Origin of the sequence: Gordonia sp. 852002-50816_SCH5313054-c (genome assembly GCF_001665925.1) — a bacterium.
GTDB lineage: Bacteria > Actinomycetota > Actinomycetes > Mycobacteriales > Mycobacteriaceae > Gordonia > Gordonia jacobaea.
In genome coordinates, this window is record NZ_LZTE01000028.1 from 22910 (window position 1) to 47942 (window position 25033).

Here is a 25033-nt window from a genome sequence, read left to right on the forward strand (position 1 = left end):
CGCTGGTCGAGCCCAGCCACACCGCTGGTGATTTCGACTCGGCTGCTCGCTTCGCTCGCGGCCGGCTCAATCAGCGGAAAGGGCCCCACGGGCGGGTCGAGCCAACCGCCGCTGGTCGAGCTTGTCGAGACCACCTCACCGCAGCCGAGCGTCTACGCCCCGTCTTGTCGGTTGCGCGAGAGTTGTTGCAGCAACTCATAATCTCCAGCAATGAGGGCCTTCCGCTTGCCGCGGGACCAGTTCTGAACGCGCTTCTCGAGCGCGTACGCCTCTGCGATGGTTGGACATTCGTGTTGGTACACGAGCCGAACAGGCAGCCGGCAGCGCGTGTAGCGACTGCCCTGACCGCTGTTGTGCTGCTCGAGCCTCGACTCCACGTTCTGGGTGCTGCCCACGTAAAAGCTGCCGTCAGCGCACTCGAGGATGTACATGTAGCCGGTCATCCGACAACTATGCACTCACCGCTCGACTGTCGAATTTCTCTGTCCACAGGCCGCTTAGTGGTCTCGACAAGCTCGACCAGCGGGGTTGGCTCGACCAGCGGGGTTGGCTCGACCGGCGAGTGGGGGCTCGGCCGGCGGTGGGGTGGTCTCGACAAGCTCGACCAGCGGTGAGGGCTCGACCAGCGGTGGGGGCTCGACCGGCGAGTGGGCGCTCGACCGGCGAGTGGGCGCTCGACCGGCGAGTGGGGTGGTCTCGACAAGCTCGACCAGCGGGGTTCACTCGACCAGCGGTGGGGGCTCGACCGGCGAGTGGGCGCTCAGCCGGCGGTGGGGTGGTCTCGACAAGCTCGACCAGCGTGTAGGCGCTCGGGCGGCGGGGGTCAGCCGCGGTAGCCCAGGCGGCGGCTGACCGTGTCGGCGGCGCGCACGACGCCCTCGGCGAGTTGGGGGGCGTCGGCGGGGTCGAGGCGGTAACGCGGGCCTGAGATGCTCAGCGCCGAGACCACGGCGCCTGTGCTGTCGCGGACCGGGGCGGCGAGGGCGACGAGCCCGACTTCGAGTTCTTCGTCAGCGAGCGCCCAGCCGCGGGCGGAGGAGGCTTCGAGGTCGGCGATGAGCTGATCGAGGTCAGTGATGGTGTTGTCGGTGAAACCGGGTAGTTCATCGGAGTAGAGCGTGCGCAGCTCTCGTTCGCTCAAGCCGGCGAGTAGCGCCTTGCCCGACGACGTGGCGTGCGCGGGCGACGGCTGGCCGATCCAGGTCTTCAACGCAACGCTTGACGACCCCTGCGACTCGACGACGTTGATGGCCTGCGCGGCGTTGAGGACCGCGAGATTGGTCGTCTCCCCGGTCTTCTTGGCCACGCCGTCGCAGACGTCCTGGCCGAGTTTCGCGAGATCCATTGTCGCGGTAGTCGATCCGGCGAGCCTCACCACCGTGAAGCCGATGCGATACTTGCGGCCACCCGGCGCCTGCTCGACAAAGCCGCGCGATTCCAGCGAGGCCACGATCCGAGAGACGGTCGACTTGTGGACTCCGAGAGCGACAGACAATTCGGTGATACCCGCAGCGCCTGCGTCGGCGATCAGCTCCATGATCTGCAGCGCGCGGTCGACGGACTGCACGGCGCCACCTGCGGTCTTGTCGTGGTCGTGTGCGTCGGTGGACATGATGCTCATGAGCCTACCTGTCGATTCCATTGGGTTGAGGCTGCCGGCCGCTTACCAAATCTGCACGTACACAATCCGGTCGTGAGCGGGCCGCCATCGAAATAATCTCCTCGGCCTCCCGCTGACGTACGACTTGTGTACGTACCAGGCGAACTCGACGCGGATGAGCGCTCATTGGCTTCCGTCCGCAGCCTTGATCAGGTCGGCGCACTTCTCGGCCATGGTCATCACCGTGATGTTCGGGTTCACGACGGGCAGTTTGGGCATGGCCGACGCGTCGACAACCCGCAAACCCGAAACGCCCTTGACCCGCAGCTCGGGATCGAGCACCGCCATCCGATCCGACGCCGCGCCCATCCTCGCGGTACCCGCGGGGTGGTAGACGGTGTTGTGCGTCTTGTGCATGTAGTCGATCAACTCGTCGTCGGTCACGGCGTCGAGCCCCGGCGCCAGCTCTCGAGATACCCACTCCGCCAACGGACTCTGCGCGCCGATCTCGCGCGCGAGTCGGATTCCCGCGAGCATCACCTGCTCGTCGTGGCCCTCGGGATCGGTGAAATAGCGCGGGTCAACCCGGGGCCGGTCGCGGAAGTCGCGCGACCGCAGTCGCACCGTTCCCCGGGAAAGACCTTGCGTCACATTCGGTGTGAGGCAGAACCCCGACTCCGTGGTGGGGTAGCCCCATCGGAGTGTGTTCATGTCGAACGGCACGCTGCCGTAGTGCATCATCAGATCAGAGTGGTCGAGGCCATCACGTGTCGTGGCGAAGAGGCCGATCTCCCACCACTGTGTCGACTCGGTGACCATCGCCTGCGACGCCTCCCAGAACACCAGACCCTCGACGTGGTCGTCGAGGTTCTCCCCGACGCCGGGCGAGTCGACACGCACCTCGACGCCGATCTCACGGAGGTGGTCGGCCGGCCCGATCCCGCTGAGCATCAACAACTTGGGAGTATCGATGGCGCCCGCGGTCACGATGACCTCGCGTCGTGCGTCGACGGTGTCGTATCCGCTGAGGTCTGGCCGCAGGAACGTAACGCCGGTGGCTCGCAAAGAGTCGTCGATGACGATCCCACTGACCCAACTGTCCGTCAGCACAGTCAGATTCGGCCGTTTGTCGAGGATCGGATGCAGGTAGGCGTGCGACGACGACATGCGTTCGCCGGCTTCATTGGCGTTGATCTGCAGCCAGCCAGCGGCATTGAGGTGCCATTCGTCGCGGTTGAATGCGACGGTGTCAAGGCCGAGCTTGGCGGCAGAATCCAAAACCGCCTGGCCGCAAGGATCATTCGGCGGCACATCGCGGAGTCGGACAGGGCCGTCGTGTCCGTGTGGATAGCCCTGGTACGTACCGTCGGCGACGTTGTTCTCCACGCGCGCGACGTAGGGTAGTACGGCTTCGGGCCCCCAACCGGTCGCGCCCATCGCCTCCCAGTCTCTCAACCCCTGTGCCAAGGGCCAGAAGGCGATACACGAGTTGTGCGACGAACATCCGCCCAGGACCTTTGCCCTGGCGTGTCGTAGGAAGCTATTGCCCTTCTCCTGCGGTTCGACGGGGTAGTCCCAGTCGTAGCCGGAGTCGAGTAGGTGCATCCAGTCGGCCAACACCAGGATCGCAGGGTCGTCGACGTCGCTCGGTCCGGCTTCGATCAGGCAGACAGTCACATTGGGATCTTCGGAAAGTCGCGCGGCAAGAACACATCCGGCGGTTCCACCGCCCGCGATCACGTAGTCGTAGGTGGTCACTGCGCGGCCTCCGTGGCGATATCGTTGGTACTCGAATGCGATGCCAGTACACCGATGTTTCGACGACCCACGGTGAAGTACCAGAGCAATCCGAGTCCGAGGATGATGCCGATATAGACGAACGCCCCCCACGTGTTGAACCACGGTGTGCCGTACACGGCCGAACGTGGCCAGGCCAGGTTGAGCGCCATTCCGATGCCCCAGACGACGGCCAGTAGGTTCACCGCCAGTCCCCACCGCCCCATCGTGAAATAGCCGCCCTCGGCGAGATCCTTCGGCGGCCACTCACCGCGAAAACGCTTGAGCAGCATGGGCATCGTGACCAAGAGATACGCGAGGTAGATCATGATGATCGCGATCGACGTCAGCACGGTGAAGATCTTCGGCTGACCGATGTTGATCACGAGTATCAGTATGGCGAGAATCCCGATGACGAAAGCGGGAATGACCGGGGTCTGTCGCTTCGGGTCGACTTTTGCCAGGTGGGAGCCGAAGGGCAGCGCGTTGTCGCGGGCCATCGCAAACATCAGCCGGATACCTGCCGTGTGCACCGCGAGTGAACAGACGACGACCGCGATGACGATGGCGACGAGGAAGATCTTGCCCAGCGGTCCCCACATCACGGATTCGACGATGTACTGCAGGCTTCCGTCGGGTTGTCCGAGCTTGGGATCGTCGAGGTCCGGGGCAGCCATGATCGCGAAGACGAGAATCGCACCGCCGATGACGAACGAGGCCAGAATTGCGCGCAGGATCGCTTTCGGCGCGGTGCGTCGTGGTTCGACGGTCTCCTCGCCGAGCGAACTGGCGGTGTCGAAGCCGTACATCACATAGCCCGACGCCAACGACGCGACGAGGAATGCGCCGAGGTAGCCGCCACTCTCGCCGGCCCCGTAACCATGTGTGGAGAAGAAGACCTGCGGACCCCGAGTCACGTTGCATGCCAGAATAACTGCGATGAGTACCGCTGCGATCAGCTCGACGAAGACGCCGACACTGTTGATCATCGCCATGAGCCGCACGCTCCACGCGTTGATGGCGGTGGTGATGGCCACCAGGATTGAGCCGAGGATCACCGCGTTGACCGCGTACGAAGTCGCGGTGGAACCGTCGCCGTAGATCTGGAAGCCGCTCCACAGTCTCGGCAGGTTGAGCTGCAATGCCAGCACGACGGCCGCCAGGGTGACGATCGATGCGGTGAGCATCAACCAGCCGGCCGACCATCCCACCAGCTGCGTGCCCAACCGCTTTGCCCAGTTGTACACCGACCCGGCGACCGGGTACTTCGCCGCTAGCTCCATGAAACACAGTGCGACGCAGAGCTGTCCGACGAAGACGATCGGCCACGACCACAGATAGGCGGGTCCCGCGGTCCCGAAGCCGAAGTAGAAGAGCTGGAAGGTTCCGGTCAGAATGGAGATGTAGCTGACGCCCGCGGCGAAGCTGGCGAACTTGCCGATACTACGGTCGAGTGACTGTTTGTATCCGAAGTCTTCGAGGCCGTCGGCCTCGGAAGCTGTTGTCGGCGTGGACTCTGTGGCCATTGTTCCTCATCGCGTGATCATTCCGGTCCGAACCACCGCGACGCCGACGGCGCGGTGTTGTGCCAGATGTGCTTTGTTTCTTGATATTCCGCTAGCCCGGTCGGGCCCAGTTCGCGTCCGTTGCCGGACTTGCCGAATCCTCCCCATTCGGCGGCTGGTGTGTAGTAGCCGAAGTCGTTGAGCCATACGGTCCCGTGCCGCAGACCGCGAACCATCCGTTCGCCCAGCGCGGCGTCGGAGGTGCGGACCCCAGCGGCCAGACCGTATTCGGTGTCGTTGCCGAGAGCGAGTGCCTGCTCCTCGGTCTCGAATCGTTCGACGGTGAGGATCGGCCCGAACGTCTCGTCGCGGACGATCGTCATCGATCGGTCGCAGTGGTCGAAGATGGTGGGGGAGAAGAAGTAGCCGCCGGGATCGAGATCGTCGCGATCTGGCCGTCCGCCGCCGCAACGCAGCACGGCGCCTTCGTCTTTCGCCGACGCCACGTAGGCGTGCATCTTGTCGAGCTGTGCTTGGGATACCAGAGGGCCGGTCTCGCTCGTCGGATCGAGCCCGTCACCCATACGAATGGTGCAAGCGCGCACGACGAGCGCGTCGACGAAGTCGTCGGCGATGGACGACTGCACGATGAGCCGTGTCCCTGACGAGCACACCTGACCCGAGTGTAGAAACACCCCGGTGAGTACCTGGTCGACAGACGATTCCCAGTCGGCATCGTCGAAGACGATGTGCGGGTTCTTTCCTCCGAGTTCGACGGCAACCTTGGTGACGTGCTTGGCTGCGGTCTCGGAGATCACGATGCCGGTCTGCAGGCCGCCGGTGAACGAGATGAAGTCGACGTCGGGGTTGTCGGTGAGTGCTTGACCGAGAACGGCACCGGAACCCTGCACCAGGTTGAGTACGCCGGCGGGGACTCCGGCCTCTTCGCACAGCCTGACGAACGCGATCGTCGAAAGGGGAGTCACCTCACTGGGTTTGGCGACCATGGTGCAACCCGCAGCGAGTGCGGGCGCGATCTTCCACGAGATCTGCAGAAGCGGATAGTTCCAGGGCGCGATGAGAACACAGACCCCGATCGGTTCGCGGATCACGCGGCTGATGACGGCGGGGTTGCCGACGTCGACGACCCGATCGGCAGACGTCTCGACGAGTGAGGCGTAGTAGCGGAAGACCGATTCGACATCGTCGATGTCGATCTCGCTCTCCGCCAACGTCTTTCCGGTGTCGAGTGTCTCGATGTACGCGAGGTCTGCTTTGTCGCGGACCAACAGGTCGGCGATGCGGCGTAGAAGTGCGGCCCGCTCGGCGACCGGCGTCGATGACCACTCGCCGGCGTCGAACGTTGTGCGCGCAGCGGTGACGGCGGCAGTCGCGTCGTCGGCGCTCGCCTCGTCGACAGAGATGAACTCGGTTCCGTTCGCAGGGTTGATCAGCGCGCGGACGCCGCCGTCGGAGGCGGCGCGCCACGTGCCGTCGATGTAGAGCTGATGGTCGCCGATCAGCCCCGCGAGCGGTTGGGTCATTCGGTTCTCTTGCCTTCCGTGGTTTTCTTGTCTTCCGTTGCGGGCGGGATGGTTTCGACGGTGTCGTTGACGAACGGTGCGATGGGGTCGCCGGTCTCCGGGTCGAGCACCGCGAACTCGCTGGTCTCGATTTTGACAGCCTCCTCGCGGATGTGCTCGTCGACGCGGTCGGACAGCAGGCCACGAGCGACGATCAACGGGTCGCGGCGCAGATCCATGTACAGCGACACACACATGCCGACCATCACCAACACGAACGGCAGCGCGGCGATGATCGCCATCTGTTTGATGCCGGTGAGTCCGTCGTCGCCGCTGACGGCCAGCAGCACTGCGGCGACCGCACCGGTGGACACACCCCAGAAGATGGTGATCCATCTACTCGGTTCCGGGGTGCCCCGCTGCGAGAGAGTACCCATCACCAACGACGCCGAATCCGCGCCGGAGACAAAGAAGATGGCGACCAAGATCATGACGAGGGCGGAGGCAATCGCTGTCCACGGCATGTTGGCCAGGACGTCGAACAGCGTGTCTTCGCTGGCGCTGGTGGCGGGGTCGAAAGCCAGTTTGCCGTCGGTGAATTCACGTATGGCTGATCCGCCGAAAATGCAGAACCACAACAGTGACACCACGGTTGGCACGATCATCACGCCGACAACGAACTCGCGGATGGTGCGGCCCTTGGAGATCTTCGCGAGGAACATTCCGACGAAGGGGGTCCACGACACCCACCACGCCCAGTAGAAGATGGTCCACGACGCCAGCCAGCTCTCGCCGTCGGCGTCGACTGTCGCGCCCGACCGTGCGGAGAAACCGAGGGCGTCGTTGGCGTAGGCGCCCATTGTGGTGGGCAGGAGATTGAGGATGAACACGGTTGGGCCGACGACGAATACGAAGACCGCGAGGATCAGCGCCAGCACCATGTTGATGTTCGACAGCCACTGGATTCCCTTGGCGATACCCGACACTGCCGACGCGACGAATGCGGCGGTCAGCACCGCGATGATCGCGACGAGAACCATGGTCGACGGGTTCTTCACCCAACCGACCTTGTCCAAGCCCGAACCGATCTGCAGCGCGCCGAGTCCCAGTGACGCGACGGTGCCGAACAGCGTCGCGAAGATCGCAAGGATGTCGATGATCTTGCCGACCGGGCCGTTCACCGAATTGCCAAGCAGCGGAGCGAAAACTGCGCTCATGAGCTGGCTACGGCCAAGACGGTAGGTGGAGTATGCGATTGCGAGACCGACCACAGCGTACATGGCCCACGGGTGAAATCCCCAGTGGAACATGGTGGTTGCCATTGCGACCTGCACGTCGCGAGCCGAGTATCCCGGCGGTGCCTCGACGAAGTGGAACAGCGGCTCGTATGCGCCGAAGAACATCAGGCCGATGCCCATGCCGGCGCTGAACATCATCGCGATCCAGCTCACGGTGCGGTACTCGGGCTTGTCGCCGTCCTTGCCGAGCGGGATGCGCCCGTACTTGCTCAGGGCGAGCCAGACCGCGAAGATCACGAAACCGGTTGCTGTGAGGATGAACAGCCAGCCGAGGTTGCCGGTGATCCAGTCGAGGACGGTCGACGAGACGGACGTGAGATTGTGGGGCTTGACCAGACCCCAGATCAGAAACGCGATGATCAGTGCTGCCGTCACACCGAACACCACCGGGTCGAGTGTGTAGCGTTTCCGCACATCATTCATGTTCGCCATAGCGCCTCTTTTCGCAGGTAGCGGTGGACACTTACTGCTTGATTCGAGCCATCTCGGGGTCGACCACCGGATCCGAGATCACTAAGGCACCATACGACGTGCGCAAGTAATCGACCTCAACGGCCGTGAGATCGGGCAGGTCCGAAGGCAGCCACGCGTACGCCAGACACGCGCCGACCGTCGGCGACCACCCTGCGCTCGTGACGTATCCGACGACGTTCCCGTCGACGGTGACGGGCTCCTTCCCGAGCACCACGGCTGCGGGGTCGTCGAACTTGATCGTGCGCAGGCGTGATGTGCATTTCCGCTGGTCCAGAGCCTTCTTCCCGACGAAGTCTTGCTTCGACGACTTCACGGCGAAGCTGAGCCCGGCCGCAGCCGGGGTGTGCTCGGTCGTCATGTCGGTGCCGGCGGATCGGTAGCCCTTCTCGATGCGCAGTGCGTTGAACGCGATCCGGCCCGCGGCGATGATGCGGTACTCGGCACCCGCCGCCATGAGGAGGTCCCACAAACCGCGGCCGTACTCGGCGTCGGCGTAGATCTCCCAGCCGAGCTCACCGACGTAGGAGACCCGCATGAGAGTCACAGGCACGGACCCGATGGTCGTCTGAACGCAGCGGAAGTACTTCAGGCCGTCGTTCGTGAGGTCGGTTGGCGTCAGCGGTGCGAGGACGTCGCGGGCGGATGGCCCCCAGAGTCCGATGCAGCAGGTCGCGCCGGTGATGTCTCGGAGCGTGACGCTGCGGTCGGCGGGAAGATGTCGCGACATCCAGTCGAAGTCGATCGGCCCGTTGGCCCCGACCTGGAACAGATCAGCACCGAGTCGGGCGACCGTCAGATCCGACCGCACGCCGCCTGCGTCGTCGAGCATGAGCGTGTACGTGATCGAGCCGATCGACTTGTCGACGTTGTTGGTGGTCAGTCGTTGCAGGTAGTCCGCGGCTCCGGGACCGCTGACCTCATATCGGGTCAGCGGTGTCATGTCGTACATCGCGACATGACTGCGAGTCCACGCCGCTTCTGCGACCGAGATCGGAGACCAGTTGCGCGCGGACCAGTTGTCGCGTTGCGGGATCTGCATGCCACCGGCGACGAGTTCGTCGAGTATCGCCTGATTGGCCTCGAACCACGCCGGACGCTCCCACAGATTCGCGACCCAGAACTCTGCGCCCAGAGCGGCTTGCCGGTCGTAGAACGGGCTGGTGCGTACGCCTCGTGGAGCGGCAACCTGATCGTGTGGGTGGATGATGTCGTACACCTCGACGAACGACTGCGAACTCGTCGTGAGGATGTAGTCGTCTGTGAGAGCGGCGTTTTCGAACCGGTAGAGATCGAACTCGTGGGTGTCGACGGCGGGTGTGCCGTCGACCATCCACTCGGCGACGGTGCGCGCGATGCCCGCGGAGTGCGTGACCCACACCGCCTCGGCGACCCAGAATCCCTTGAGGTCGCGGTGTTCTCCGACGACCGAGTGCCCGTCGGGGGTGAACGAGAAGATCCCGTTGAATCCGTCGTCGATCTTTCCCGTTGCGAGTTCCGGTATGAGCGTGATGGTTTGGTCCCAGGCTTCGGCGAAATCGTCTGGCGTGAACATCAGTTTCGACGGCATCTCCTCGAGCGAGACTGTCGAGTCGTAGTCGAGCGCGTTGACGTCGCTCGGCATGGGGCGATGGCCGTAGTAGCCGATGCCGAGGCGGTCACCGTGCTCGCGGTAGTAGAGGTCGTGGTCCTGATGGCGCAGGATTGGCAGCGAAGCCTCTGCGACAACAGAATTGGCGCCGTGTCGAGATTCCAGCGGCGTGGTGTACGCGTACTGATGTGCCATCGGAACGAGGGGGATGGTGAGTCCGACGCGACGGCCGAACTCTCTTCCCCAGAAACCCGTGCAGCACACCACGATGTCGGCGTCGACGACTCCGGTTGCGGTGCGGACGCCACGTACCTCACCGTTCTCTTCGACGACGTCGATCACCTCTGTGTGCGGAACGAACCGTGCCCCACGTGAGATCGCCCGCGTCGCTTGGGCTTCTGCTGCCCGCAGCGCTTTCGCCAGACCATCGCGCGGCGTGAAGAAACCGCCGACGATCTGGCCCGGGTCGAGCAGGGGGTGGCGTTCGAGACACTCTGCGGGAGAGAGCAGCTCATGTTCGACGCCGCGCGAGGCCGCCCAGCCTGCCTTTCGGTGGAGGTCGTCCAGGCGGGCCTCGGTGGTGGCCACCTCGAGCCCTCCGACGTGACTGAAACACCAGCCGTCGGGGTGCTCGAGTGCGGAGAACTTCTCGAGGGTGTAGCTCGCGAGCTCGGTCATCGTCTTCGACGGATTGGTCGCGAACACGAGACCCGGTGCGTGCGAGGTCGATCCACCGGTGGCGAAGAGCGGCCCGCGGTCGAGGACCGTCACGTCGGTCCAACCGCGCGCGGTGAGCTCGTCGGCCAGCGAGGTGCCGACGATGCCTGCGCCGACGATGACGACTTTGGGAGTGGGCATGGGGTTCCTTTGGTGGGGGGTGGTCTCGACAAGCTCGACCAGCGGGTTGGGCTCGACCAGCGGTTGGGGCGCTCGACCAGCGGGTGGGGCTCGACCGGCGGCGGGGCGGGCTAGCTGAACACCACGGTGCTGGTTCCGTTCATGAGCACGCGGTTCTCGCTGTGCCAGCGGACGGCGCGGGAGAGCGCCAAGGCCTCGGCGTCGCTGCCGACCGTGGCGAGCCTGCGTGGGTCGTGGGTGTGATCGATGCGGATCACCTCCTGTTCGATGATGGGACCTTCGTCGAGATCTGCGGTCACGTAATGCGCTGTCGCACCGACGTACTTGACTCCGCGTTGATGGGCCTGGTGATAAGGCTTGGCGCCCTTGAAGCCCGGGAGGAACGAGTGGTGGATGTTGATCGCCCTGCCGCGCAGCTTCGCGCAGGTCTCGTCGGAGAGGATCTGCATGTATCGGGCGAGGACGACGAGATCGGCGTCGAACTCGTCGACCGTTGCCAGAAGTCGCGCCTCGGCGTCGGCCTTGGTGTCCGGCGACACGGGCAGATGCCGGAACGGAAGTCCGGCCGAGGTGGCCATCGGCTCCAGATCGCTGTGATTGGATACGACAGCGACCAGCTCACCTCCGAGTGTCCCTGCGCGCCAACGAAAGATCAGGTCGTTGAGGCAGTGACCGAGCTTGGAGACCATGACCACGATCCGCGCGGGCGTGCGATCGTGGATCTCGAATTCGGCGTCGATCCCGGTGGCTAGATGTTCGAACGCGCGGGTCACGTCGTCGGCGCTCGATTGGCGAGCGGACGCGAATTCCGTTCGTACGAAGAGGGTATGCGTCGTCGGATCGTCGAACTGTCGATGGTCGATGACCTCGCAGCCGTGACTGAACAGGAACGACGAGATCGCATGCATGATCCCGCCGCGGGAGGGACACCGCAGGGTGAGCGTGAAAGTCGAGGGCATGAGCGGTCTTTCAGGTTAGGGGTTCGTGTCAGTTGGAGTCGGGACCACATACTCGGCCGCGGCGTCGACGAGCCAGTCAGCGAGGTAGTCGGCGAACGAGGAGCGCACGAAGAGTGTGTACGAGTCGTCGGGTTGGTCGCGGTGGATCACGACGCCGGTCTGGGCGAACAGGGTCGAGATTGCGCGGTCGGGTGGAAACGCGTTGTCGGACAGATCAACTGCGCAGCCGTGGGCCAGGATCGTGCGAGCGCGGGGTCCGCCGAGGACGAGCCGGGTGCGCTGCGACGTCGCATCCATGACGTAAGCGTTGTCGCCTGCGCGGGACACGACGTCGTCGAAGAATGCGTGGCCTGTCACGCCCTCGCGATAGAGCAGCCACTCGGTGGGGCCGAGCCAGACTGCGACCTCACCGTCGCGGCGTCGTAGTTCGCAGACGCCTGGCAGCTCGAGGCGTGAAATGGCATCGACGTCGGAGGTACGGACAATCGACTGTGCCACTGGCTTTTCAGCGAGTTGGACTGTGGGCGCGAGCGCGTCGAATGCCACCTGTCGGCCGCTCAGCGGCGAGCGCGGTGCGAGCGAGATGTCAGCCATCGCGACGGGTTCCTTCCTGGTCGACGAATACCGGTGACGTGACCTCGACTTCGACGAGGCGGTCTCCGAAGGGCACCGAAAGCCGTGAGCCGACCAGATCCCGGCCGCCCTTCACGAGTGCCAGAGCGAACGGTCGCCCGAGCTCGGCACTGAGGTAGCTGGAGGTGACGTGCCCGAGCATCGGAACGGGTGGCGGTGGCAGCGTGCCGCTCGGACTGTGCGCGATGATCTGCGATCCCTCCGGCAACACCGTCGACGCATCGGTCGGAAGTAGCCCGATGAAATGCTTGCGCAACGGATCACGGTCGGAGACGCGGGCGAACGAGCGCTTTCCGATGAAGTCGGACTTCTTCTTCGACACCACCCAACTCATGCCGAGATCGTGCGGCGTGACCGTTCCGTCGGTGTCCTGGCCGATGATCGGATACCCCTTCTCGGCGCGCAACACGTGCATGGTCTCGGTTCCGTACGGCGTGATCTCGTAGCGTTCACCGGCGTCGAGGAGTGCACACCACACATCGAGTGCGTACTCCGCGGCAACGTTGACCTCGAAGGCGAGCTCGCCGGAGAAGCTGACGCGCCCGATACGGATCGGAACGCCGTCGAGAGTGGTGTCGCGCCAGTCCATGAAGCCGAACGCGCCGTTGCTCACGTCGAGGTCACCGAACACGGCACCCACGACGTCCCGAGATCGCGGTCCCACGACGGGGAACGTGGCGACGTGATCGGTCAGCGAGGTGGTGAACACTTGCAGCTCCGGCCATTCGGTCTGGTGCCACTCCTCCATCCAGTCGAGGATGGCCGCCGCATTTCCGGTGGTGGTGTAGACGGTGTAGCGGTCGTCCGCGATGCGCATGACGGTGCCGTCGTCCTTGACCATGCCGTCGGGGCCACACATCACGCCGTAACGAATCTTGCCGACCGCAAGTGTGCTCATCATGTTCGTGTAGAGCATGTCGAGGAATGCGGGGGCGTCACGTCCCGCGACATCGATGACACCGAGCGTCGAACCGTCGAGGATGCCGACTCCCGAACGGACAGCGGCACATTCACGGAGCACAGCCGATGCCATGTCTTCGCCGCCGCGTGGATAGAAGCGTGGACGCTTCCACTGGCCGACGTCCTCGAACACCGCCCCGCGCTCACTGTGCCACTCGTGCAACGCGGTTCGTCGAACCGGGTCGTAGCGATCGCCTCGGTCGCGACCTGCCAAGGCGGCGAACGACACCGGGGTGTACGGCGGACGGAACGTCGTGGTTCCGGTGTCGGTGACGTCGACGCCGAGCAACTCCGCGACGATGCCCGAAGCGACGATGCCAGACGTCTTGCCCTGATCGTGTGCCGTGCCGATCGTGGTGTAGCGCTTGACATGCTCCACAGACGTCATCCCGGCGCCGACGGCACGCTCGACGTCGGTGACCGTGGCATCTCGCTGGAGATCGACAAACGATGTCGCAGCGTCGGATTCGGCAACTCGCCAACACACTTCTGTCGCGGCCGGGGTGCGTTCACCGACGTGCGGAATGGCTCGGAACTCGGGTGCCACGACGCCGAGCGCGCGCACTGCTGATAGCCCTGCTCGACGCCCGTCGGCCAGACACGATGGCGTGGTGAGCATTCCGGCTGCCGCGCCCGCGATCTCAGTGGTCGGTAGCGTTCCCGTGGGTAGAAAGGCTGCGGCTGAGGCGTCGAAGGTCAGCGGACCGCGCAGTTGACTCCACAGGTGCGCAGCGGGATTCCAGCCTCCTGAGACCAGCACGGTGTCGCAGTCGAGTGACGTGCCATCCCGGAGGCGCACACCCGCTACCGAATCGGTGCCGAGAGCCCCGACCACGGCGTCGTCGACACGCAGTGAGATCCCGAGGGCTGCAGCCTGTTCGGCGAGATCGGTCGACACGGTGGCGCGCACGTCGACGATCGCACGGACCTCGACTCCTTCCTGCGCCAACGCGAACGCGGCGTCGTATGCGGCGTCGCAGGCGGTGAAGACGACAGCGCTGGCGCCGACGAGCACTGCGTATCGGCGGAGGTAGTCGGCCGCCGCACCGGCAAGCATGACACCGGGTAGGTCGTTGTTGCCGAAGATGATCGGACGTTCGTGTGCGCCGGCGGCTATGACGATGTGTCGGGCACGGATTCGATGAATGCGCTGCCGCGAGATGTGCTGTGGTGCGTCCGTTCCCAGATGGTCGGTGCGACGTTCGACAGCGAGTACGAACCCGTCGTCGTATGCACCGAACGCGGTGGTGCGGTTCAGTCGGGTGGTGGTGGGCAGTGAGTCGAACTCGGTGATGGCGTCGGCTACCCAGGGCGCCCACGGTGTTGCGCCGCCGGGCTCGGCGCGCTCGTCGAGGAGCAGGACCTGTAGGCCTGCGCGGGCGGCGATCAGTGACGCCATGAGGCCTGCGGGTCCGGCGCCGACGACGAGCAGGTCGGGATGGTGGTGCAGCGAGTCGTAGCGGGCGGTGTCGACGTCGAATGACAAGCGGCCCAGTCCCGGCACGCCGTGCGCGACGAGGCCGGCGCACAGCTCGACTGTGGTCGCGGGAACCATCGGTTCGCTGTAGGGAGCGTCGACACCGATCTGCGCGGTGGCATCGTCGGCCCACGATCCCGTGACACCACGCGAGCGATGAAGTATCACGCTGCTGGTGATCGAGCGAACTCCGTTGGCCAGCAATGCCGATGCCAGTGAGTCGCCTGCGTAACCGGTGTACGTGGCACCGTCGAAGACGAAGTCGATGGGGGTATCGCGATCGACACGTCCGCCGGAGGGGGCGCGGAAGGTCTGAGTCATCGGGAGGTCTCCTCGGACGGTGCCGGCACGATCGCGTAGGTGACGGTGTCGCGCTGGACGGTGAACCACTGCCGACAACCTGCGCTGTGGCACCAGCGCTCTGTCAGTGCACCTTTCGGGTTGGGGCGGAAAAACAGATAGCGTGCCCACGCGGCGTCGTCGAGGTCGGCGGGACGGTCGGGGTAGGCGACGCCCGCGGCGGCACCGTAGTGGAACTCGACTTCTTCGCGTGGCCCGCAGTGCGGGCAGGTGATGAGCTGCAACGGATCTCCTGGTACTCAGTGGCTGCGGTGTCGGTGGCGGGGTATCAGCGGCGCGGTGTCAGTGTTTCAGTGCGCTACCGCTGCGGCGCCGTGTTCGTCGATGAGCTCGCCGGTGGTGAAGCGCTCGATGGTGAACGGCGCGTTGATCGGATGTGGTGCACCGGTCGCGACGGTATGCGCGAGGCACCAACCGACGGCTGGTGTTGCCTTGAAACCGCCTGTGCCCCAGCCGCAGTTGAGGAACAGATTGTCGTACGGCGTGGCGCCGAGGATCGGTGAGGCGTCGGGGGTGACGTCGACGATGCCCGCCCATGTCCTTAGCAGCCTGGCTCGACCGAAGATCGGGAACAGTTCGACGGCCGCCGCCATCTGGCGTTCGATGATGTGGAAAGCGCCACGCTGGCCGTACCCGTTGTACGAGTCGACGCCCGCTCCCATCACCAGCTCGCCCTTGTGTGCCTGCGAGACGTACACGTGTACCGCGTTGGACATCACGACGGTGGGGTGCACGGGCTCGAGGAGTTCGGAGACGAGAGCCTGCAACGGGTGACTCTGCAGCGGAAGGTCGATGCCGAGCGGGTCGGCGAGCGTCGAAGTGTGGCCTGCGGCGCACAGTGCCACGGTGCCTGCCCCGATTCGCCCGCGGCTGGTGTTGACCGCGGTGATCTTGCCCGCGTCGGTCTCGAACCCGAGGACCTCGCAGTTCTGGATGATGTCGACGCCGGCGTCGCTTGCGCTGCGCGCGAATCCCCATGCGACCCAATCGTGCTTCGCGATCCCTCCGCGCGGCTGAAATGTGGCACCCAGGACTGGATAGCGGATGTCGGCGGAGGTGTTGACGATCGGGCAGACCTCGGCGACCTGCTTGGGGTCGAGCCATTCGGCATCGATTCCGTTGAGCCGGTTGGCTTCTACTCGGCGGATCGAATCACGGACGTCCTGCTCGGTGTGCGCGAGGTTGAGCACTCCGCGCTGGCTGAACAGGATCGGATACCCGAGCTCGTCCTCGAGTCCCTCCCAGAGCTTGAGGGAATGCTCGTAGATCGCGGCGCTCTCGTCCCACAGGTAGTTGGAGCGAATCAGCGTCGTGTTGCGTGCCATGTTGCCGCCCGCGAGCCAACCACGCTCGAGCACAGCGACATTGGTGATCCCATGATTGCGTGCCAGATAGTGGGCGGTGGCGAGGCCGTGGCCGCCGCCGCCGACGATCACCACGTCGTAGTGGGGCACGGGATCGGGGTTGCGCCAGAGGAAGTCTGGATGGGGGCTGGTCATGGGGTCCTCACAGATCGATCACGACGGGCGAGAGTGGTTCGGAGCAGCAGAGCAGGATCTTGCCCTGCTCGATTTCGCGGCGGTGGATTCCGCCCTGATGGTTCATCACGACGTCGCCCGAGGTCTTGGTCACCTTGCACGAGCCACACAGGCCGACACCGCAGGACGACGGAAGCGTGACTCCTGCAGCCGCGGCGGCGGCGAGGATCGTCGTACCGGTGCCGACGTGGATACGGCGTGCGCGGCGGGTGAAGTCGACGCTGACGCCGTCGGAGGCAGCGCCGTCGTCGCTGGTTGGCAACCGAAAGCCGAAGCTCTCCTCGTGAATTCGCGTCAGCGAACCGCCGGAGGCGACGAGAGCCGAACGGACACCCGCACGGAACTGGCCTGGGCCGCAGAGGAAGACCTCCCTCTCGGCGAGATCGGGGCAGATGCGGGCGAGGGCTGCGGCGTCGAGTCGGCCACGATGCCCCGACCACGCGGCGCCCGAATCGTCGTCGGTGAGGCGTGTGCAGGCAAAGGCGACAGCGACTTTGGGGTGCGTGACGGCGAGGTCGTCGAGCTCGGTGCGGAACGGGATGTCGTCGAGCGTGCGGGCGCTGTGGATGAAGACGATGTCGGGGCTGGTATCGGTGTCGGAATCGGTGGCGGCCCGCAGCATCGACATCACCGGGGTGATGCCGCTGCCGGCGGAGATCAACAGGAGCTTGGTTGCGGCCTTGTCGATGTAGCTGAACCGGCCGAGTGGCCCGGACGCGGTGATGGTTCGACCTTCAGACATGTTGTCGTGCAACCAGTTCGACACGTGCCCACCGACTTTACGTTTCACCGAGATCGACAGGGTGTCCGGGCGGGTGGGCGACGACGAAATCGAGTAGCACCGTTCGACGACCCGCCCATCGATCTCTATTCCGACGGACAAGAACTGCCCTGGGTTGAACACGAACGTGTACGGCTCGACTGCGCGAAAGGTGAACGTCGCCATGTCGCGGGTGAGTTCGGTGCGGTCGACGCACACGAGGAGGTGGTCGGTGCTCATCACGCGCTCTCGGCAATCTGATCGGGTGTGGCGTCAGCGTCGAGTCCGAGGTTGACGCGCAGCCGTGTGATGTACCAGTTGATGAACGCCTCGACCTGGAACTCTGACGGTCCGTACGGACCGGGAACGTAGGCGGGATCGGCGATGCCCCGGTGCGCGAGCCGGACCAGGTCGGCGTCCTGCTGGTTGGTGATCTCCCAGACCCCGGTGAGTCGATCGAGGTCGTAGTCGACGCCCTCGACTGCCGCGGCGTTGACCAGCCAGGTGGTGCGCACGAGCGTCTCGTCGGGCCGAATCGGTATGACGGAGAACAACACTGCGTGATCGCTGGTCACGTGCAACCACATGTTCGGTTGCAGGTGCATCGAGAGGCGGCCGAGTCGGCGGTCGGGTAGGTCGTCGGAGAGCGGGCGTGTGCACGCGGAGGTTCCGTCGAGTGTGAACGACTCGCCCGCGAGATCCATTGCTTCCCGCTCGATGTGGAAACCCGTTGGGCGGGAGTCGAGTTGGGCGATGCGCCGATAGGGAAGGCCGAAGCGGGTCCACGTGTCGGTGAGTTCCGCGGTGGCGCGTCGATAACGTTCCACGACAGCGGTGAGTCGGTCTGGGATGGCGTCGGAGTCGCTGTAGCCCCAGGTCGGGAAGAAGACGTTCAGGAGTTCCGGATGGCCGCCGCAGTGGTAGCACTCGCGGTTGTTCTCCATTGCGAGCTTCCAGTTTCCGTTCTCGACGAGATCGGTCTGCTTGGCGACCTTGGCCTCCGCGAGTCGGTGAGGCGCGAGATACGGTTCGACGATGCGCGCGACGTCGTCGATGTCGGTGGGCGGGTCGTCGGCGAGGCAGATGAGGACGAGGCCGGCGATGGTGCGGACTGCGACGGAGCGGAGCGAGAAGCAGCGCTTGTCGAAGTCGGGTGCCTGGGCCTCGGCGTACATGAGGCGGCCGTCGGTGCCGTAGGTCCACGAGTGGTACGAGCAGACAATGGTGCCGGTCGAGCCGTTTGCCTGCGTGATCAGGCGCGCCCCGCGGTGGCGACAGACGTTGTGGTGGGCGCGGACGTTGCCGAGGTTGTCACGCGTGACGATGACCGATCGCGTTCCGAACTCGACGGTGACGTAGTCGCCGGGCTCCGCGATCTCGGCTTCGGCGGCGACGAAGATCCACTGCTTGGCGAAGATCTCGTCAAGATCGACGTCGAACCACTTCTGATCGACGTAGCACTGGCCCGGGAGGCTTTCGCTGACGACACGCGTGTCGATCAGGGTGCACATGGCCGGGTCGGCTCGGTGTGCGGTCGACCGCGCATTCTGCTGGGGCGGGTCAGTGTGCATCGGCCATCGAAGTCTCTCTTGGCGGCGTATGGGATCGCGGTGGCAGGCGTGCGGGGGTCAGCGGCGACCCTTGCATTGCTAGTTGCGTATAACGCAACGACAAGCAACTGATGCAACAAGTGTGAATGCTCGGGTTGCGTCTGTCAATCGGACGCAAGGAGGGGTCTGGCGACGATTCAGGGCGATGCGCAATCCATGTCGGGTTGGCCCGAATTGACCGGTGTGGGTCATTGACCTGCGGATATGACATCCCCGCCAATGAGGAGGTGATGTTAGCCTTCCCTAAGTCTCGATTGGTTGGCCGTCGAATTCGACGCCCGGAAACTCGAAGGAATTGCCGTGAAGGTGTGTGTGGTTGGTGCGGGCCCGTGTGGTCTGACGACGATCAAGCAATTGCGCGACGAGGGGCACGACGTCGTCTGCTTCGACAAGAACACGGACTTCGGTGGCCTGTGGCTGCGCCACGAGGGCGATGGCGAGCAGATGAAGGCCTACGACAACCTCATGCTCACGATCTCGATGAAACTCATGGCCTACTCGGATCACCCCTTTGCCGACGGCCGCGTGTTCTACACGCGCGCGCAGTATCTGGAGTACTTGCGCGAGTACGCGGCCCGATTCGGTCTCGCCGACAGCATCACGTTCGGTTCAGAGGTCACCGATATCCGGCGCGACGACCGGGGCTGGACGGTGACGGTCTCACGCGGGAGCGCGACGTCGTCGGAGAGCTTTGACGCGGTAGCCGTCTGCTCCGGCCCCTTCAAGACACCCAACCGCGCGATCGCGGGGCTCGAGGGTTTCACCGGGGAGGTCGTGCACTCGTCGGAGTACCGCAACAGCGACCGGTTTGCCGGAAAGCGGGTTCTGATTGTCGGAATGGCCGAATCCGGTGCAGACCTCGTGCGCGAAATCGGTGATGTGGCAACGGAATGCACTCTTGCGATCCGCTCCTACACCTACCTGTTGCCGCGTGTGTTCAACCGTACGAGGACGACCGACAACGGAACCGTCCGTGCGCATGCGCATGAGATGTGCAGGAGGTCGGCGGAGTATCCGTTCGTGCTCGACTCCGCATGGGGCCGCAACTCGGTGATCAAGGCGCTGTTCCTGGCGATGTCGGTGGTGCTGGGTGTGTTCACCACTGCGGCAGGTGTAGTGCGGGCGTACGCGGGCAGGGCGCCGGGAGGTCGGCGCACCGTCGAGCCCGACGTGAATCCTCTCGGCCAGCCGATGGAGCCTGCGAAGATCGACGTGGACACCCTCGACAACGAGGCCAACTGGGACATGATTCGCACCTGGAATCGACGGTCGCATCCCGACGGTAGCTGGGCGCAGCGGGCGATCTTCTGCAAGAACGTCAGCTTCATCCCGAGTCTCGTCGACGGACGAGTAGCGTTGAACGACAGTGGAATTGCAGGCTCCGACGGTTCGACGGTGCGCTTCCGTGACGAGAGCTCGGCGGAGTTCGACGCGATCGTGCTGTGCACCGGCTTCACCACCGAGAAGCTGTCGATCGGCGATCTGCAGGTGAAGGACGGCAACGTGCGCAACCTCTACAAGCACTTCCTGCACCCCGAACACGACGGCACCGCGGCGTTCATCGGATTCGTCCGGCCGTTCTCGGGTGGCATCCCGATCTGCGCGGAGATGCAGGCGCGGTACTTCGCGCAGTTGTGCAGCGGAAAGCTCGCCGCGCCGTCGAACATCGACGAACGCATCGGTCGCGAAAAGGAGTGGGAAGAGCACTGGACTGCGCTGAGTCCTGGCCACACGGAGGCGATTCCGTCGCAGGTGCTGTACCTGGACGCACTCGCCGGCGAGATCGGTTGCCTGGTGCCCGCCTGGCGAATGATGGTGAATCCCAAGCTGTTTATCCAGTTGTGGTTCGGGAGTTTCAACCAGTCGTGCTATCGCATCGTCGGGCCGCACAGGCTCGGGAAGGCAGCGCTCGATGACCTGTACTCCGAGACCGTCGAAAACCGTTGGCAGATGGCCGGTCAGCTAGCGCTGCTGCAGCTGATGCCCAAGCGCGTGCACCCGAAGCATCTGATCTGAAAAGTTGTGTGGGACACACGGGTACAAAAATGCCCCCGTGTGTCCCACGCAACTGCGGCGCGGAACCTAGCTCAGCGGCAGTTCGGCCACAAAGCTGCTGGTCGGAGTCGTCGAACCGCCGGGCGGCTCGACGGTGAACGCCAGCGACTTCGCGTTTCCGATGTGGGGGATCACCGCGGTGGTCGACGGGGCAACGTCCTTGTCGGTCATGGTGCCCGCCGACGTCGCGCCCTCGGGGCCGACCAGCCACATCTGGTAGACGGTTCCGGACTTGGGTGGCGGGACGTCGTTCATGACGAGCACGCCCGCGTCTGCGCTCTCGGAGTATGCGACGGTCGCGCGGCCGGTGGCGACCGAACCCGACGAGGTGCGGATGTCCTTGGCGTCGAACACCTGCTGCGCGGTGGTCTGCTGAGGCTCGTTGTCGGACGAGAGATTGGCGCCGACGACCCAGCCGACGGCTCCGATCGCGACGGCCACGATCGCCGCGGCCGCGAGGTAGAGGATGCGACGGTTGCGTGGGGTGGTCTCGACTCGGCCCTCCGCTGGCGCTCCGGACCGGCTCGACCAGCGAGAAAGGTCCGCCGGTGCTCCGGTCTGGCGGGAGGGGTCTGCAGCTCCCGCCTCGTGGGAGGGGGTCACTGCCGACAGACCCGCGGGCCGGTGCGACGGTGCGTCGTCCTGGGGCTCGGTGCGGATGAGGTGCAGCAGGCGGTCGCGCAGTTCTGGTGGCGGAGCCGCGGATGTGGTGGAGCTGACCGAGGCCATCGCCTCGCGGGTGAGTCGGACGTCGCGGTCGAAGGCGGCGCGGTCGGTGTCCGACGCCTTCGCGCGGCGTCGGGCAACCGAGTCGCGCTCGGCCGCGCCGAGTGCGTCGAGGCCGAGCATCGGTGCAAGACTGACGAGGTTGTCGTCCGAAGGTGCTGGGGTAGTGGGATTTTCGTCAGACATCACGATCTCCGAGGCATGAGCGGAGGCGAGCCATTCCGTCGCGGATACGGCTCTTGATGGTGGGGAGAGCCACCGACAGTCGCTCGGCGACCTCGCGATAGGTGAGCCCCTCGTAGTAGGCGAGGCCGATCGATTCGCGCTGGACGTCGGTCAGCGTCTCGAGGCAGCCGCGGACCTGAGAGCTCGTCTCCCGTTTGTCGACGGCCTCGCTGACCTCGTCGAACGTCGAGGTGTAGTCCTGTGCTCCGTAGTTCTCCTCGCGGCGGCTGCTCGCGGTCTCCGATCGCACACGGTCGACGGCGCGGCGGTGTGCCAGGGTGATCAGCCAGCTCAGCGCCGAGCCGAGGTCGGCGCGGAACGTCGACGCAGATCGCCAGACCTGCAGGTAGACCTCCTGCGTGGTCTCCTCGCTGTAGCCGGGGTCGCGCAGAACACGCAGCACCATGCCGTAGACGCGATGGCTGGTGAGGTCGTAGAACTCGGCGAATGCGAGCTCGTCTCCCGAAGCGATCTTCTCCAGAAGTGCGGGCAGCCGGTCGCCGGCATCGTGGTCAGCGGTCACCGACAGGCCTCTGCGTTCATCGCAGTTCACCCTAATTGGCGACGTGCCGACCCTCAACCACACCTGAGTCTTGCGTCCGGCAGAACTCGGCGACCAGGCCGAACTCGTCGACCGGGCTGGAGGTGTTGGGGCTGCGAGCAGGGCGGTCATGGCGCGTGGCCCTGACTACCCGCCCCCTCACGCGTCTTCGGCGGTAGAGGGAAGAAGTACGACGTGCGCTGCTGGTACTCGGGGTAGCCGTCGCGTTTGCTCATCGACTGCTCGAGGAGACGCGCGCCGGTTGCGAACACCAGGAAGTAGGTCATCACCACGGGCGAGAGCACGGTCAGAACTCCGGGCCATGCCGACGCGGCGATGAGCCACATGCCCCACCACACGGCGGAGTCGCCGAAGTAGTTGGGGTGACGCGTCCATGCCCAGAGCCCGCGGTCCATGATCTTGCCCTTGTTGGACGGATCGGATTTGAACGACGTCATCTGCGCGTCGCCGATCGCCTCGAACGAGATGCCGATGGCCCAGAGCACGACACCCGCGATCAGCACGATCCACCAGATTCCGTGCGTCGCGTGCGTGACCGCGGAGACCTGCAGCGGCAGCGACACGAACCACTGTGCAGCCCCCTGGGTTCCGAAGATCTTGCGAATCACGCGCTCGGCCGAGGGGTTCTCGCCGAGGACCTTTGCATAGCGTGGGTCTTCACCCTTGCCGCGAACCTTGCCCAGCATGTGCCAGGTCAGTCGCAGACCCCACACCGTGACGGCGACGGCCAGAATCCATCGTCGGGTGATGTCGCCGCCACCGAGAATCAGTGCGATCCAGCCGATCCCGACGAATCCGAATCCCCAGATGACGTCGACGACGTTGTAGTGCCCAAGACGACGTCCCACCGCAAACGTGATGGCCTGCAGGACAACGATGAACAGCAACGACGCTCCGGTGACCACGCCGAAGCCCGCCCACCCGGTCAGTCCTGTCATGAGTCGGTGCTCCCGGCGGAGTCGTCATCACGGGTGAAGACGAGTTGATGCACGTCGAGGTATCCAGCGCGAAATCCCGCCTCGGAGTAGGCGAGATAGAACTGCCACATCCGCATGAACGTCGAATCGAAACCGAGGGATTCGACGTCGGCGCGGCGAGCGGTGAAGCGTTCGCGCCACAGTCGCAATGTCTCGGCGTAGTGATGGCCCATGGACAGGTTGTCGCGCAGGCGAAGTCGGGTGTGCTCTGCGGTGACGTCGCGCAGTGCGGGCAGAGAGGTGAGCTGCCCGCCGGGGAAGATGTACTTGTGCACCCAGGTATAGGTGTTCCGCGAGGCGCGCATCCTGTCGTGGGGCATGGTGATGGCCTGGATGGCGACGCGGCCTCCGGGCGCGAGCACCCGATCGATCGTCGAAAAGTAGATGGGCCAATACTTTTCGCCGACGGCCTCGATCATCTCGACGGAAACCACGGCGTCATAGGTACCTGTGACGCTGCGGTAGTCGAGCAGGTCGATCTGCACACGGTCGGCGAAGCCCGCCTCGTCGACGCGCTGCATCGCGAGCTCGCGCTGCTCGCTCGAGAGAGTTACCGATCGCACGGTGGCTCCTCGTGCTGCAGCCCGCAGGCATAGCTCGCCCCAGCCGGTTCCGATCTCGAGGACGCGCGAGCCTGGGCCGACACCCGCCGCATCGAGCAGGCGATCGACCTTGCGGCGCTGGGCATCTGCGAGGTCGTCGAATCCGGCCTGGGAGGTTGGTTTGGGAGTCTTCGCGGCGTCTGCGTCGAGGGACGGGTCGTCGAACAGGGCGCTCGAGTAGGTCATCGTCTCGTCGAGGAAGGTCGCGAAGAGGTCGTTGGAGAGATCGTAGTGTCGCGCGATGTTGCTGCGCGTGTTGGCGGCGGTGTTCTCCTCGTCGGCGGGATGTCGGGGTAGGACGAGTGCGCGCAGGGTTTGCAGGGGCTTCGGGACGAGCCGGGCGACTCGTTCGGCGAAGGGGGTGAGGACACCGACGAGGTCGTCGGTGGTCCAGTCGCCCGCCATAAAGGCCTCACCGAATCCGATCAGACCGCCCGAGCCGACGCGACGTGAGAACGCGACCGGGCGACGAACGATCATGCGCGGCAACACCGAATCGGTCTTGCTTCCGCGACGTGAGCCGTCGGGGAACTCGATGCGGACTCCGATTCCGGTGGTCGCGTGTCGGAAGAGCCACGCTGCGGCGCGACCACGGACTCGTGCGGCCGCGCCGGTGGGTACGTCCGCGACGTCAGGCCAGCGGCGAGCGTCGGCCGCGGTGAGGTCGGTGTCGAGCGCGGGCGGCGGGGTGTCATGCGAGTCGGAGTCGGTGGTGGGACTACTCATCGGTGACCTTTCGGGTGGGGGTGGTCTCGACTCGGCTACTCGCTGCGCTCGTGGCCGGCTCGACCAGCGGTTGAAGGCTGCTCGGTGGGCTCGTGGTGGGCTCGGTCGGCGTGGTGGTCTCGACAAGCTCGACCAGCGAGGGTTGAGGCTCGGCCGGTGGGGTGGGCTCGACCAGCGGTTCCGTGGGCTCGGCCGACGGTGGGGGTCTCTTATACACATCTGACGCTGCCGACGATCGTTT

Annotated in this window: 19 protein-coding genes; 1 reads left to right on the forward strand and 18 read right to left on the reverse strand. The window is 65.0% G+C overall.

What is annotated here, in order from left to right:
- Positions 1-152: 152 nt before the first annotated feature.
- From A5788_RS04310 to A5788_RS04375, 14 genes are all read right to left on the reverse strand, one after another.
- Positions 153-443: a GIY-YIG nuclease family protein gene (locus A5788_RS04310; RefSeq protein ID WP_049699084.1), complete on the reverse strand. Its 291-nt coding sequence runs from the start codon at positions 441-443 to the stop codon at positions 153-155.
- A 380-nt stretch (positions 444-823) separates the two neighbouring features.
- Positions 824-1621, reverse strand: a complete 798-nt coding sequence (locus A5788_RS04315) for an IclR family transcriptional regulator (protein WP_197494424.1) — start codon at positions 1619-1621, stop codon at positions 824-826.
- Positions 1622-1783: 162 nt separating this feature from the next.
- Entirely contained in the window at positions 1784-3358 is a 1575-nt protein-coding gene (locus A5788_RS04320) for a GMC family oxidoreductase (RefSeq protein WP_064865338.1), read from the reverse strand.
- The gene (locus tag A5788_RS04325; RefSeq protein WP_064865335.1) at positions 3355-4902 is read right to left on the reverse strand and encodes an APC family permease; all 1548 of its coding nucleotides are present in this window, start codon (positions 4900-4902) and stop codon (positions 3355-3357) included. The genes A5788_RS04320 and A5788_RS04325 overlap by 4 nt, the downstream gene beginning before the upstream one ends.
- Before the next feature lie 17 nt (positions 4903-4919).
- Positions 4920-6425: an aldehyde dehydrogenase family protein gene (locus tag A5788_RS04330; RefSeq protein ID WP_064865332.1), complete on the reverse strand. Its 1506-nt coding sequence runs from the start codon at positions 6423-6425 to the stop codon at positions 4920-4922.
- Positions 6422-8134, reverse strand: coding sequence for a BCCT family transporter (locus A5788_RS04335; RefSeq protein WP_049700283.1), 1713 nt, complete (start codon positions 8132-8134; stop codon positions 6422-6424). Before A5788_RS04335 ends, A5788_RS04330 begins: the two co-directional genes overlap by 4 nt.
- A 31-nt stretch (positions 8135-8165) precedes the next feature.
- Entirely contained in the window at positions 8166-10622 is a 2457-nt protein-coding gene (locus A5788_RS04340; protein ID WP_064865328.1) for a GcvT family protein, read from the reverse strand.
- A gap of 110 nt (positions 10623-10732) precedes the next feature.
- Positions 10733-11581 (reverse strand): formyltetrahydrofolate deformylase, encoded by an 849-nt coding sequence (purU, locus tag A5788_RS04345; protein ID WP_064865325.1) that lies wholly within the window; start codon positions 11579-11581, stop codon positions 10733-10735.
- A 15-nt stretch (positions 11582-11596) separates the two neighbouring features.
- A complete protein-coding gene (locus A5788_RS04350; RefSeq protein ID WP_064867885.1) occupies positions 11597-12175 on the reverse strand; it encodes a sarcosine oxidase subunit gamma in 579 nt (192 codons plus the stop codon).
- Positions 12168-14972, reverse strand: a complete 2805-nt coding sequence (locus A5788_RS04355) for a 2Fe-2S iron-sulfur cluster-binding protein (RefSeq protein ID WP_064865317.1) — start codon at positions 14970-14972, stop codon at positions 12168-12170. Before A5788_RS04355 ends, A5788_RS04350 begins: the two co-directional genes overlap by 8 nt.
- Positions 14969-15235 carry a sarcosine oxidase subunit delta gene (locus A5788_RS04360; RefSeq protein WP_064865314.1) on the reverse strand — a complete coding sequence of 89 codons (267 nt, stop codon included), beginning with the start codon at positions 15233-15235 and terminating at the stop codon, positions 14969-14971. Before A5788_RS04360 ends, A5788_RS04355 begins: the two co-directional genes overlap by 4 nt.
- Before the next feature lie 66 nt (positions 15236-15301).
- Complete coding sequence (locus A5788_RS04365) at positions 15302-16510, reverse strand: sarcosine oxidase subunit beta family protein (RefSeq protein ID WP_064865312.1); 1209 nt, start codon at positions 16508-16510, stop codon at positions 15302-15304.
- A gap of 7 nt (positions 16511-16517) precedes the next feature.
- The gene (locus tag A5788_RS04370) at positions 16518-17549 is read right to left on the reverse strand and encodes a hybrid-cluster NAD(P)-dependent oxidoreductase (RefSeq protein WP_064865309.1); all 1032 of its coding nucleotides are present in this window, start codon (positions 17547-17549) and stop codon (positions 16518-16520) included.
- A complete protein-coding gene (locus tag A5788_RS04375; protein ID WP_197494425.1) occupies positions 17549-18820 on the reverse strand; it encodes an aromatic ring-hydroxylating oxygenase subunit alpha in 1272 nt (423 codons plus the stop codon). Before A5788_RS04375 ends, A5788_RS04370 begins: the two co-directional genes overlap by 1 nt.
- Positions 18821-19219: 399 nt before the next feature.
- Here A5788_RS04375 and A5788_RS04380 point away from each other — a divergent pair, with 399 nt between their 5' ends.
- On the forward strand, positions 19220-20935 hold the full coding sequence (locus A5788_RS04380) for a flavin-containing monooxygenase (RefSeq protein WP_064865341.1): 1716 nt from the start codon (positions 19220-19222) through the stop codon (positions 20933-20935).
- Positions 20936-21001: 66 nt separating this feature from the next.
- Here A5788_RS04380 and A5788_RS04385 read toward each other — a convergent pair whose 3' ends face one another.
- The 4 genes from A5788_RS04385 to A5788_RS04400 all read right to left on the reverse strand — a co-directional run bounded on the left by A5788_RS04385 (position 21002) and on the right by A5788_RS04400 (position 24792).
- Entirely contained in the window at positions 21002-21886 is an 885-nt protein-coding gene (locus tag A5788_RS04385; RefSeq protein ID WP_049700329.1) for an anti-sigma factor, read from the reverse strand.
- Entirely contained in the window at positions 21879-22448 is a 570-nt protein-coding gene (gene sigK / locus A5788_RS04390) for an ECF RNA polymerase sigma factor SigK (RefSeq protein WP_005207638.1), read from the reverse strand. Before sigK ends, A5788_RS04385 begins: the two co-directional genes overlap by 8 nt.
- 146 nt (positions 22449-22594) lie before the next feature.
- Positions 22595-23425, reverse strand: coding sequence for a DUF1295 domain-containing protein (locus A5788_RS04395; protein WP_049700273.1), 831 nt, complete (start codon positions 23423-23425; stop codon positions 22595-22597).
- Complete coding sequence (locus A5788_RS04400) at positions 23422-24792, reverse strand: SAM-dependent methyltransferase (RefSeq protein WP_064865303.1); 1371 nt, start codon at positions 24790-24792, stop codon at positions 23422-23424. Before A5788_RS04400 ends, A5788_RS04395 begins: the two co-directional genes overlap by 4 nt.
- Positions 24793-25033: the final 241 nt, after the last annotated feature.